The following is an 11,715-nucleotide window of genomic DNA, read 5'->3' on the forward strand; positions in this document are numbered from 1 at the left end:
ACAGTGGGGGCCCGTGGCTCAGGTGGTTAGAGCGCACGGCTGATAACCGTGAGGTCCTGGGTTCAAATCCCAGCGGGCCCATCCCTTGTAAATTTCACAAACTCTTTCAATTTTTTTAAGGCCGCTCCTGATTTGACATATTCCTTGCTTATTTCCACAGCATCTTCAAAGTTTTTGGCTTTCCCTGCAAGATAAACGAGGGCAGCGGCATTCGCAAGAGTAATATTAAATCGCGTTTTATCCGCCTTTGAATCTCTTCTACCCTTTAAAACTGAAAGGAATATTTTGAGGTTTTCGCGGGTTGTGGAACCTGCTTTTATCGATTCAGAGTCTCCGTTTTCTAATCCGAAGTCTTCTGGGTATAATTTTTTTATCTGAATTTTACCATTATCTAGGAAGGCTGTGTGTGTTTCGCCCATAATGGATATTTCATCAATGGCTGGTTCGCTTTTTTCATCGAAGCCGTGCACTACCATCGCCCTTTTAACCCCTAATCTATAAAGAACCTCTGCTAGTGGTTTCACATAGGATGGGTCGAAAACGCCTAATAATTGTATTCTAGCCCTTGCAGGGGATGTTAATGGGCCTAAGATGTTGAATATTGTCCTTATACCAAGTGTTTTTCTTATGGGCATTACATTACGGGTGGCTGTGTGGAATTTTGGCGCGAACATGAATGTGATCCCTATTTTTTCCAATGAAAGTTCTACTTTTTGGATTGGGAGGTCTATTTTCACCCCTGCAGCTTCAAGGATGTCAGCACCCCCGCATGAGCCTGTAACTGCCCTGTTACCATGTTTTGCTATTGGAACTCCTGCTGATGCTGCTATTATCGCGGCCGCAGTACTTATATTGAATGTTTTAAGCCTGTCACCTCCAGTACCACAGCTGTCAACAACATCTACTCCTGGGGGTGTTTTGATAGTTTTGCAAGAGTCTCTCATGGCCTTTGCGAATCCTGTTATCTCTGGGACTGTTTCCCCCTTTGTAGCTAAAGAGGTTAGTATTGCGGCTATTTGTATTTCGTTCATTCTGCCATGGATCATGTCCATCATGCAAGTATATGCTTCTTTTTCTTCTAGATTGGTGCCAGTTGTTATTTTCTGGATTATATCATTAAATTCGACCCTTTCTTTTGATTTTATCATTTATGACCTCCTCGTGGCTTTTTTCATCTTTTTGGTGAATTTCGCGATTTCTTTGAGGATTTTTTCCTGATTATCCAAGTTTTTTGCTATGATATCTATTATTGCGCTTCCTACGATGGCTCCGTCAGCTCCTGCTTTGATTATTTCTTTTATATGTGATGGTTTGGAGATTCCGAATCCGACCATTATTGGGAGTTTCCCATTTTTTTTGACTCTCTCTATGAAGGTGAGGGTGCTTTTTTTAACTTTTCTTCTCGCGCCTGTGACTCCCATGACTGATACGAGGTAGTGGAATCCTGATGCGTGTTTTGAGATCATCTTCAGTCTCTCGTTTGAGGTAGTTGGGGCTATGATGAATATTTGATCAATACCATATTCTTTTGAGGCTTTAAGGGCTTCTTCTGCCTCTTCTGGGGGTAGATCTGCGATTAGTATACTGTTAACACCGGCTTTCATGGCATCTTCGTAGAATTTTTCCACGCCATGTTGGTAGATGAGATTATAATAGACGAGTAATCCTATGGGTATTGTTGTGGATCTTCTCAACTTTTTTAGAAATTTGAAGCATTTGTCTACCGTTATTCCATTTTTCAGGGCTCTTGTGTCCGCTTCTTGTATTGTTGCACCGTCTGCTATTGGATCAGAGAAAGGGAATCCTATTTCAAGCGCATCTGCACCATTGTTAATTAGGGTTTTTGCTATTTTTAATGAGGTTTTGTAATCAGGATCTCCTATTACGATGAATGGCATGAGAGCAGCTTCTTTTTTCTCTTTAAGGTCTGTGAACATTTCATGGTACGTTTTCATGTTTTCACTCCTAGTAGTTTGGCTGCTAGGAACATGTCCTTGTCCCCACGACCTGAAAGGTTTACTATGATTGTTTTGCCTTTGTTTTCAGGTTTCTTAGCATATTTTTCCATGTAGGCTATTGCGTGGGCACTTTCAAGGGCTGGCATGATGCCTTCATATTTTGAAAGTAATTGGAAGCCTCTTAGAGCCTCGGGGTCTGTTATAGCAACATATTTTACTCTTCCGATTTCTTTGAGGTATGAGTGTTCTGGTCCGACCCCGGGATAGTCTAGTCCGGCTGATACTGAGTGTGCTTCTTTTATTTGGCCATCTTTATTTTGCAGTACTTTGGATAGTGAACCGTGTAGTATTCCTGTGGTTCCTTTGCAAAGTGTGGCTCCATGTTCGTCTGATTTTAGGCCCTTTCCACCTCCTTCGACTCCTATAAGTTCTACATTATCTTCTATGAATGCTGAGAATATCCCTATGGAATTGCTACCACCACCTACGCAGGCCATGATGGCATCTGGGAGTTCTCCTTCTTTTTCTAGTATTTGTTGTTTGGTTTCCTTTCCGATTATGCTCTGGAAGTGTTTTACTATTGTGGGATAAGGGTGTGGGCCTACTGTGGAGCCTATTAAGTAGTGTGTGTCTTCTATGTTGCTTATCCAGTCTCTCATTGCTTGGTTGATGGCGTCTTTTAATGTTTTTGATCCTGTGTTTACTGGTATGACTTTTGCTCCTGAGATTTCCATTCGGAATACGTTGAGTTTTTGGCGTTCTATGTCTTCAGCTCCCATGTAAACATCTACTGGCATTTTTAGCATTGCACCAACTGCTGCGGTTGCTATACCATGTTGTCCAGCGCCTGTTTCAGCTATTAGCCTCTTTTTGCCCATGTATTTTGCTAATAGTCCTTGTCCTAGTGTGTTGTTTATTTTGTGGGCTCCTGTGTGGAGTAGATCTTCTCTTTTCAAGTATATTTTGCATCCTAGTTTTTTGGAAAGGTTTGACGCGAAATATAATGGGGTTGGTCTTCCTGCAAATTCTCGCAGGTAATAATCAAGTTCTTTGTTGAATCTGCCATGATCTTTGTATTTGAAGAATGCTGATTCTAGCTCTTCTAATGCGGGTATTAAAAGTTCTGGTACGAATATTCCACCATATTTGCCGAATTTGCCATTTTTTATCATTTGATCACCTTGTTAACGTAGTTTAGCAGTTCCTTGATTTTATTGGGATCCTTTATCCCGGGTGATTTTTCAAGGGATGAATTAAAATCCACAACATCAAAATGGGAGTTTATAAGCTTGTAATTCTTTTTTAAAGTTTGGAGGTTCATTCCACCCGCGAGAAAAAGTTTTATATCCCTTTTTGCACGTGTAGCGATATTTGCTGCTTGGCATGCTATATCTAGTGGTATTTGGATTCCTGTTCCTCCTGTCTTTCCTTGGAGTTCATAATCAAATAATATGGCATCTGAGACTTTGGCGAAGGACTTTATTTCCTTTTTTTTCTTGGGGGATAATTTTTCTGGGATTCCCACAGCTTTTATAAGTAGTATGTTTTCTGGGAGTTGAACCTTTAGTTTTTTTATTTGTGATGGTTTGAAGGAGTGGAGTTGAACATTGGATATGCTTGTTTTTTCAACTTTTTCTATGACTTCTTCTGGATTTTTTGGTTCTAGTACAAGCACGGCTTTTTCTTTGTCAGTTACCAGTTCTATGATCTTGGATAATGGGAGGTAGCGGGGTGATCTTTTAACGTTTATAAATCCTATGTAATCTACTTTATTATTGATTAATTTGAGGTCTTTTCTGTTTGTTATACCACAAATTTTGATTTCATTCAATGGGTGATCCTCCTTTGGGAGTGAGGGTTCCTGCTATTAAAAGGTCTTTTATAAAATCTGATGGATTTTTTGATTTCATAACCTCTGTTCCTATTAAAATTGCATCTGCGCCGTATTCGCGGAGCATTTTAACATCTTCTGACCTTTTCACGCCACTTTCTGATACTAAGATTTTTTCGTTGGGTATGAGAGGTGCAAATGCTCTAGTCTTGTTGAAATCGATTGTGAAATTGCTTAGGTTTCGGTTGTTTATCCCTATTATTTCGGCTCCGTTTTCGAGGGCCTTGTAGATTTCCAGGGAATTTTCGCATTCTATGAGGGGTTCCATGTTAAGGCTCTTGGATATGTTTATAAATGTTTCCAGGTTGGGGCATATGCTAGCTATTAGAAGTATTGAGCTTGCTCCATAGGCTCTTGCTTGGAATATCTGGTATTCGTCTATTATGAAATCTTTCATCAAAATTGGGAGGTTCGTTATTGATTTAGCCGTTTTGAGGTATTTGATGTCTCCATTGAAGAATTTTTTTTCAGTTAAAATTGATATGGCGGTTGCACCCCCATTTTCGAATGATTTTATACTTTCTTCTAATCTTTTTGATGATATGGGTCCTGTGGATGGTGAGGCCCTCTTATATTCGCATATGATTGAAAATTTTCCATTAAGTGCTTCTTTGAAATCTTTTGGGGGATCGCTTGTACTTATTCTGTCTTTCAGCTCATTGATTGTTTCTTTAGTTTTGATTTTGGAGATTTCTTTCCTTTTTTCTGTGATTATTTTTTTGAGTATCATTTTTTGGATTCACCCATTTAGGAGGAAGTTTTTGAGTATTGCTTTTCCATAGGCTGTTCCTATGGATTCTGGGTGGAATTGTAAGCCATAGATTGGATATTTTCTGTGTTTTATTGCCATGATTATGCCATCTGCGGACCATGCTATTATTTCGATTTCTTGTGGCCTTTGGAGTGGGTCGCATGCGATTGAGTGGTAGCGGGTGGCTTTGATGGGATTTGGAATATTCTCGAAGATGTGGGTGCCATTGTGGAATATTGTTGTTATTTTTCCGTGTGTGGGTTTTGTGTAGCATAGTTTGCCGCCGAAGGCTGCGTATATTCCTTGGTGTCCAAGGCAGACGCCTAATATCGGTTTGTTTTTGAACTTTTTGATTATTTCATGGCAGAATCCGAAGTCTTTTTTGTTTAGGGGGTTGCCCGGGCCTGGTGATATTATTATGCTTTTGATTTTTGATTTATTGAGGTTTAGGAGTTTTTTGTCGTCGTTTCTCAGCACTTTGAGGGTTTGTTTCATGTTTTTTTCTTTCATGATTTCTCCGATGAGTTGGTGGAGGTTGTATGTGAAGGAGTCATAGTTGTCGATTAGGAGTATCATCTTTTTTCACCTGCCATTTTGAGTGAATATATAAGTGCTTTTGCCTTGTTTTCACATTCTAGAAATTCTTTTTCTGGTATTGAATCGTATACTATGCCTGCGCCTGCTTGTATTTTTCCTTCGGTTCCTTGGGTTATGAGGGATCGTATTGTGATTGCAAAATCAGCATTTCCGTTTAATGAGAAGTAGCCTAGGGCTCCTGCATATGCACCTCTGGGTGTGGCTTCTATTTCATCTATTATCTCCATTGCGCGTATTTTAGGGGCTCCTGTAACCGTCCCCGCGGGGAATACTGATGATAGAGCGTCGATTGCTGTTTTGTCTTTTCTGAGTTTTCCTTTTACATGGGAGATGATGTGTTGTACGTGTGAGAATTTTTTTATACTCATGTACTCTTTGACTTTGACTGATCCGTATTTGCTGATTTTTCCTAGGTCGTTTCTTGCAAGGTCTACTAGCATTAGGTGTTCTGCTAATTCTTTTTCGTCTGATAAAAGTTCGGCTGCGATTTTTTTGTCTTCTTTTTCGTTTGATCCTCTTGGGCGCGTTCCTGCGATGGGGAATGTTTCCACGTTCCTGTTTTCAACTCTTACAAGCATTTCTGGGCTGGAGCCTATGATCTCCCTTTCACCTAATTTGAGGTGGTACATGTATGGTGAGGGGTTAACTTTTCTCAAGGCTTCGTAGAAGTGGAGTTTGTTGCCTTTTATTTTGTATTTATGGGCGTTTGATATTACTGCTTGGAATATTTCTCCCTTGTTTATCCTTTCTTTTGTTTCTAGGACCATTTCTTCGTATTGGTCCTTGGAGAAGATTCTTCCTTTGTATTTGAATGAGAGTTTATTTTGGTCTTGGGGGTTATCCTTTGAGGCTTCTTTTATGTGGTCTAGTCGGTTTTCTGAGAGTGTTATGTAGGTGCATTTGCCTGTGAGGTGGTTGAATTTTATCCCATCAAGAAATAGGCCGAATTCGAAATCTGGGAAATCGGGGTTTTTTATGGGGATTTTGTCGAAGAATCTTGCGGATTCGTATGAGATGTATCCTACGAGTCCGCCTGCGAAGCCTTTGGATTTGTTTTTTTCTTTTAGGAAATTTTTTATGATGTCGAATGGGTTTTTAGTGTGTATTTTTTCTGTGTCGTCTTTTGTTTCTATTTCGAGGATGTTTGATTTTGCCCTGATTATTAAGATGGGGTTGAAGCCTATGAATGAGTATCTTGCGAGTCCTGTGTCGCTTTCCATTGATTCTAGGAGAAAAACAGAATCATTATCATGGTATAATTGCTTGAATAGTTCGAATGGATCTTTTAAGTCGAGTTTGAATGTTTTAGGGGTTTTTCCAAAAGTATTCACTTCCTTGCATGGTTATCGCTCCTTGTGGTCTGTACACAAAATACTTATACTTTAAAGTACTATTTAAATCTTACTTGTATAATAATGTACATTGGTGATTTTAATGTGGGAAAAAATAAAACACAAATTCCAAAAGTACCCAGCAAGAATAAACGTGGCGAAAAAAATCGTAGAACTCGGACTCCGAGTAGGCCCTAACGGGAAAATATACTGTGGAGACGTGGAAATAAGTGACATGGCCCTTGCAAGAGCCGCCAACGTCGACAGAAGAACAATAAGAGCAACCACACAAGTCATACTACAAGACAAAGACCTAAAAAAAATCTTCGAAAGCATAATACCAGCAGGAGCCCTCCTCAAAGAAACAGCGAAAAATCTTGAACTTGGAGTGGTTGAAATAGAAGCAAACGCCAACAACCCAGGCATATTAGCAAAAGCCGCAACCCTAATAGCCTCAAAAGGTATAAGTATAAGACAAGCACATGCAAGCGACCCAGAACTTGAAGAAAACCCAAAACTGACAATTATAACAGAAAAACCTATCCCAGGCGATCTCCTCAAAAAATTCCTAAAAATAGAAGGAGTAAAAAGAGTTTCAATATACTAATCTAGGTTCTCCTCTTCAAGAACCTTTAAAAGTTCATCCCACGCTTCCAAAGACTCCCTCGCAGCCTGATCAGACAACACCTCAATAGCATACCCTGAATGTACAAGGACATATCTACCCTCAGTAACATCCTCCACAAGATCAAGCTTAACCTTCTGCCTCACACCACCAAAATCAACCACTGCACTATTCTCTTCCTCGTCAATCTCTATTATCTGAGCAGGCGCTGCTATACACATTGCTAATCCCTCTCCATATATATACAGATAACACTATAATATGATACTTGAAACAGCTTACTTATAAAGATTATTAAAATGGGATAATCCAATTGGGGGCACATCCTATGAACATCATTATAGGAGGAGGGCCGGCTGGAAGAGCGGCCGCCATAGAATTAGCATCATTAGAAGAAGATGTTACAATCATAGAAAAGAATCACCTAGGCGGCACATGCCTAAACCAAGGTTGCATGGTCATATGCGGATTAAGAGACATAACAAACTTTTTATCTGATGCTAAAACTTTCAATAGGCACCAGATTCTAGAAGTCGATTATAACCTAGAATACAGGAAAATAGCAGATGGGATCAAAAAGACAATCAGAAGGATAAGGAAGATAACAGAAAAGGAAACCAAAGAGGCGGGGATAGAAGTAATATATGGGGAAGCAAAAGTCCCAGACAATACACACGTAGAAGTAGAAGGTGAAAAATTCAACTATGATAAGCTGATAATAGCAACAGGCGCAAGACCATACACACCCCCAATCAAAGGGAGTGAAAACGCCATAAACTACCAGGACATCCTAAACATAGAAGAGATCCCAGAAAATCTAATTATAATCGGCAGCGGGATTATATCAGCTGAAGTAGCTAACATATTCTCAATACTAGGATCTAAGGTTCATATCATATGCAGAAGAGAATTCTTAGCAAAAATAGACAGCGAAATAAGAGATTACATAACTAGAATACTATTAAGGGATGTTGAAATCCACACAAACACTACCATAAAAAATATAAAAAGAGAAGCCGTTAAAACAGACAAAGGGTACTTTAAGGGGCTCCCATTCCTAGCTACAGGCATGATCCCCAATTCAGAGATAATAGACATTGTCAAAAAAGGTGAAAAAGGGAATATCATAGTCGATGATAGGATGCAGACAAGTTGCAAAGACATTTATGCCGCAGGTGATGTTATCGGCGGGATTGGAACAACACCAGTAGCGCGCATGGAAGGTGCAATAGCAGGATTAAATGCTGCAGGGATAGAAAAAAGGATAGATTATACCTACATCCCACATGCAATATCACTAGGCTATGATGTAAGTTACATCGAAATGGAAGAAACAAAAGGAGAAAAATCCGTTGAGGGGAAAATGCCAGGAGCTGCAGGTCCTGGTTCATTCTGGAAAGTCCTAGATGACAATACAGGCCTTGGTAAAGTCCAAGTAGACCTTGAAACAGGAACCATAGAAAAAGTTTATTCAATAGCCCCCTCAAGTCGTCATATGGTATCTTATCTATCACTCCTATTAAGGCTAGGAGTTAAAACCTATGATTTCGAAAAATTTATAGAAACCCACCCTTCAACTGATGTCATTTACAAGTTAATGCGTTTCTTTGCAAAATATTAAATTTCCCCCATTGCAACCTTCAATATTATATTAGCGATTCTTTCACCAGCTTTTATAACCTTTTCACTATAAGAGGATGCTTTTTCCTTCATTTCATCCTTCATTTCAAGCGCTCTTTTCAAAGTGTCTTCGAGATTATTAAAATCGCTTTCAACCACAGCACCAGGGAACACAGAGGCCATGTTATGATATCTACCATATTTCACACCCTTTAATGCGATTATTGGAAGTTTGCATGCTATGGCTTCATGTATCATGACTCCATCATCAGATAACACTGCAAGGTCAACAAGACTGTAAAGGTCCGGAACCCAATCTATATATCCTAGGTTTATGATCCTGGGACTTTGAAGGTATTTTTCATAACGCTCTTTGAGCGGGTGGCCTATTACAATAATATTAGCTTTTATGTCAGTTTCACTTATTTTTTTAGCAGCTTTTGCCATTAGCTCAAAAAGTGACGAACCAGAGGAAAATAATATTGTCGGAAAATCCTCGTTGAAGGATGGTGGCATCCTTTTAAGCGCATTATCATGGTTGCCCATCGTAATCTTTGGGTCTATTGGAGAGTATGAACTGTAAACATTCTTCATGTTTTTGATTTTGAAAAAGCCAGATTCTGGTAACATTATAGTTGGATTGAGGATTCTACATATTCTAGCATCGGTTGGAGTGTTTGATATGCCCACAGCAGGTACTCTGGCTAATTTAGCCGATAAGCAACCGATTACAGCCCCACCACCTATAACACCAACCACTATATCCGGTTTAACCTCTCTTATCAACTTATAACCTTCCCATGTAGCCTTTAGGGCTTTTAAAGCAGCTTTAAATAGACTGGATTTTGTGGCGGCATGGCCTCCGGCCTGTGGTATCAGCATCTTGTGCCATTTTATATTTCTTTTTTTGAACAGTATACCAGGGGCTGTGCGATCTAAGGCAAACTCGCATTCAAAGCCTCTACTAGAAAGAATCTGCGCTATATTAAGTCCCATTACAGCGTCCCCACCCATACCACGGCCTGTGATCATGAACAATGCTTTCATTTTTTTCCTCACCTCAAAAGTGGGGGTCCCCCCACCATATTGGACAATTTTTTTGAGAACATTTCATAGAATCTTAAAGTCCCTTGATTGAATTTTAGCTTGTATAATTCGTTTGTAAAATCCAATGGATAGGTTATTGGGCCTCTATTATTGTACCTTCCAAGTTATCCTAAAACTTTACATATTATATATTATATAATTTTCTTGTTGGTGTTTATGAAATTTTATCCAGAAAAGCCTGATATAAGGAGACTTAGGGAAATAATCCAAGTATTCTGGAAGTATCAGTTTGGTGAATTTCTCGGAAAAACCAAATTTAAAGAGAGATTATTCAAGCCACTTAGATTATATTTTAGGGATCCTGAGATGGAAGTCGATGCTTCGGCACCCGAGAGGCTTAGATTGGCCTTTGAAGAACTTGGGCCTACTTTTATAAAATTGGGGCAAATGTTAAGCACTCGCCCGGATATGGTGGGTGAAGAGATTGCAGAGGAATTATCAAAGTTACAGGATGAAGCAAGACCATTAGATTATAGGGAAGTTAAGGAGACTATAGAAGGAGAACTTAAAAGGTCTATAAGTGACATTTTTAGGGATTTTGGGGAGGATCCAATCGCATCTGCTTCAGTTGGCCAAGTTCATGAAGCTAGGTTGAAGGATGGTAGAAGAGTTGCTGTTAAAGTCCAAAGGCCAAGTATAGAGGAGAAGATACGTAAGGACATTATTATAATGAAGTACCTTGCGAAGCTTGTGGATAGGAATGTTCCAAGGCTTAGATATTATAATCTTCCAGGTATCGTGGAGGAATTCGAGAGGAGTATATTTAAAGAGCTTGATTATTATAATGAGGCTAATAACATAGAAAGGTTTCGTTCCCTTTTTGCAGATGATGATATGATCAATGCGCCTAGGGTATATAGGGAGTATTCCACTTCCCGGGTTCTTACAATGGAATATGTTGAGGGCGTGAAATTATCAGATATTTTGAAATCACCAATTAAATTTAATGGGAAGGTTATAGCTAAGCGGGGATTTGAATGTTATTTTAAACAGATTTTTATTCATGGATTTTTCCATGCTGATCCCCACCCGGCTAACATTATTGTTCAAGAAGGTGGAATATTATATTTCATAGATTTTGGGATGGTTGGATACATCGACAAAGATTTCAGGGATAAGCTCATAGAATTGTTAATTTCGATTATAGATTATGATGTGAATGGTATAATAGAAGAAATTGAACTTATGGGGATAATAAGCTCAGAAACTGATAAAGAAGCTCTTAAATATGATATAATGGATTTGTTCGAAAGATATTATGGGGCGGATCTTCAAAGGATTGGAAATATCATGAAAGAATTTACAATGCCAAGAATGCTAATACGACACAAGATGGAAATCCCTCGAAACTTCGTACTCCTTGTAAGGGCAATAAGCATGATCGAAAGTATAGGTGAAAGATTGGATCCCCAATTTAATGCACTAGAGATAGCCCAAGAGATGGTCCAGAAACTGATCATAGCCCGTTTAAACCCATTAAACATTTTCAAGGTGGACATGAAAAAGATTATCCAATTAGAACATCTGATAGGTAAAATCCCCCAAACCTTCATAAAGGGTCTCCAAGTGATAGGAGAAGGAACAATAAGAATAGAATTAGAACACAAGAACCTTGATGAACTAGCAGATAGAATTGAACGTTCAAGTAATAGAATATCACTCGCATTATTAGCTTCGGCGTTGATCATCGGATCATCCATGGTTATAACAGCAGAACTTCGCATAGCACCTGGAATACCCTATATTGGATCGCTTGGATTCATCCTTAGTTTTCTGATAGGCCTAGGATTACTATTTTCCATCCTAAAAGGTGGAAAATACCATTAACCATGGGT

General features: G+C 39.1%; 12 protein-coding genes and 1 tRNA gene. 4 read left to right on the forward strand and 9 right to left on the reverse strand.

Features of this window, described 5'->3' with window-relative positions; translation table 11 throughout:
• Window positions 1-7: 7 nt before the first annotated feature.
• Window positions 8-81: transfer RNA gene (locus DPC56_RS04415), tRNA-Ile, on the forward strand.
• Here the strand turns inward: DPC56_RS04415 and trpD are convergent.
• From trpD to trpE, 7 genes are read right to left on the reverse strand one after another with little or no spacing between them, the layout of a single operon-like run.
• Window positions 63-1,148: an anthranilate phosphoribosyltransferase gene (gene trpD, locus DPC56_RS04420; protein WP_112093859.1), complete on the reverse strand. Its 1,086-nt coding sequence runs from the start codon at window positions 1,146-1,148 to the stop codon at window positions 63-65. The genes DPC56_RS04415 and trpD overlap by 19 nt on opposite strands.
• On the reverse strand, window positions 1,149-1,955 hold the full coding sequence (trpA, locus tag DPC56_RS04425) for a tryptophan synthase subunit alpha (protein WP_112093860.1): 807 nt from the start codon (window positions 1,953-1,955) through the stop codon (window positions 1,149-1,151). It lies immediately after the preceding gene.
• Window positions 1,952-3,130 (reverse strand): tryptophan synthase subunit beta, encoded by a 1,179-nt coding sequence (gene trpB / locus DPC56_RS04430; RefSeq protein ID WP_112093861.1) that lies wholly within the window; start codon window positions 3,128-3,130, stop codon window positions 1,952-1,954. The genes trpA and trpB overlap by 4 nt, the downstream gene beginning before the upstream one ends.
• Window positions 3,127-3,789: a phosphoribosylanthranilate isomerase gene (locus DPC56_RS04435; RefSeq protein WP_112093862.1), complete on the reverse strand. Its 663-nt coding sequence runs from the start codon at window positions 3,787-3,789 to the stop codon at window positions 3,127-3,129. Before DPC56_RS04435 ends, trpB begins: the two co-directional genes overlap by 4 nt.
• Window positions 3,782-4,579: an indole-3-glycerol phosphate synthase TrpC gene (gene trpC, locus DPC56_RS04440; protein WP_245923874.1), complete on the reverse strand. Its 798-nt coding sequence runs from the start codon at window positions 4,577-4,579 to the stop codon at window positions 3,782-3,784. Before trpC ends, DPC56_RS04435 begins: the two co-directional genes overlap by 8 nt.
• A gap of 9 nt (window positions 4,580-4,588) precedes the next feature.
• Window positions 4,589-5,176, reverse strand: a complete 588-nt coding sequence (locus DPC56_RS04445; RefSeq protein ID WP_112093863.1) for an anthranilate synthase component II — start codon at window positions 5,174-5,176, stop codon at window positions 4,589-4,591.
• Entirely contained in the window at window positions 5,173-6,528 is a 1,356-nt protein-coding gene (gene trpE / locus DPC56_RS04450) for an anthranilate synthase component I (protein ID WP_112093864.1), read from the reverse strand. Before trpE ends, DPC56_RS04445 begins: the two co-directional genes overlap by 4 nt.
• 103 nt (window positions 6,529-6,631) lie before the next feature.
• Here trpE and DPC56_RS04455 point away from each other — a divergent pair, with 103 nt between their 5' ends.
• Entirely contained in the window at window positions 6,632-7,135 is a 504-nt protein-coding gene (locus tag DPC56_RS04455; protein ID WP_112093865.1) for an amino acid-binding protein, read from the forward strand.
• Here the strand turns inward: DPC56_RS04455 and DPC56_RS04460 are convergent.
• Window positions 7,132-7,374: a HypC/HybG/HupF family hydrogenase formation chaperone gene (locus tag DPC56_RS04460; protein ID WP_112093866.1), complete on the reverse strand. Its 243-nt coding sequence runs from the start codon at window positions 7,372-7,374 to the stop codon at window positions 7,132-7,134. The genes DPC56_RS04455 and DPC56_RS04460 overlap by 4 nt on opposite strands.
• A 107-nt stretch (window positions 7,375-7,481) precedes the next feature.
• Here DPC56_RS04460 and DPC56_RS04465 point away from each other — a divergent pair, with 107 nt between their 5' ends.
• Window positions 7,482-8,774, forward strand: a complete 1,293-nt coding sequence (locus tag DPC56_RS04465; RefSeq protein ID WP_112093867.1) for an FAD-dependent oxidoreductase — start codon at window positions 7,482-7,484, stop codon at window positions 8,772-8,774.
• Here DPC56_RS04465 and DPC56_RS04470 read toward each other — a convergent pair.
• Window positions 8,771-9,820 (reverse strand): glycosyltransferase, encoded by a 1,050-nt coding sequence (locus DPC56_RS04470; RefSeq protein WP_112093868.1) that lies wholly within the window; start codon window positions 9,818-9,820, stop codon window positions 8,771-8,773. The two genes, DPC56_RS04465 and DPC56_RS04470, sit on opposite strands and share 4 nt — an antisense overlap.
• Window positions 9,821-10,036: 216 nt before the next feature.
• Between DPC56_RS04470 and DPC56_RS04475 the strand changes: the two genes are divergently transcribed.
• Window positions 10,037-11,707, forward strand: a complete 1,671-nt coding sequence (locus DPC56_RS04475; RefSeq protein WP_112093869.1) for an ABC1 kinase family protein — start codon at window positions 10,037-10,039, stop codon at window positions 11,705-11,707.
• Window positions 11,708-11,715 lie beyond the last annotated feature (8 nt).

This window comes from Methanothermobacter tenebrarum (assembly GCF_003264935.1).
In the GTDB taxonomy this organism is placed as follows: Archaea; Methanobacteriota; Methanobacteria; order Methanobacteriales; family DSM-23052; genus Methanothermobacter_A; species Methanothermobacter_A tenebrarum_A.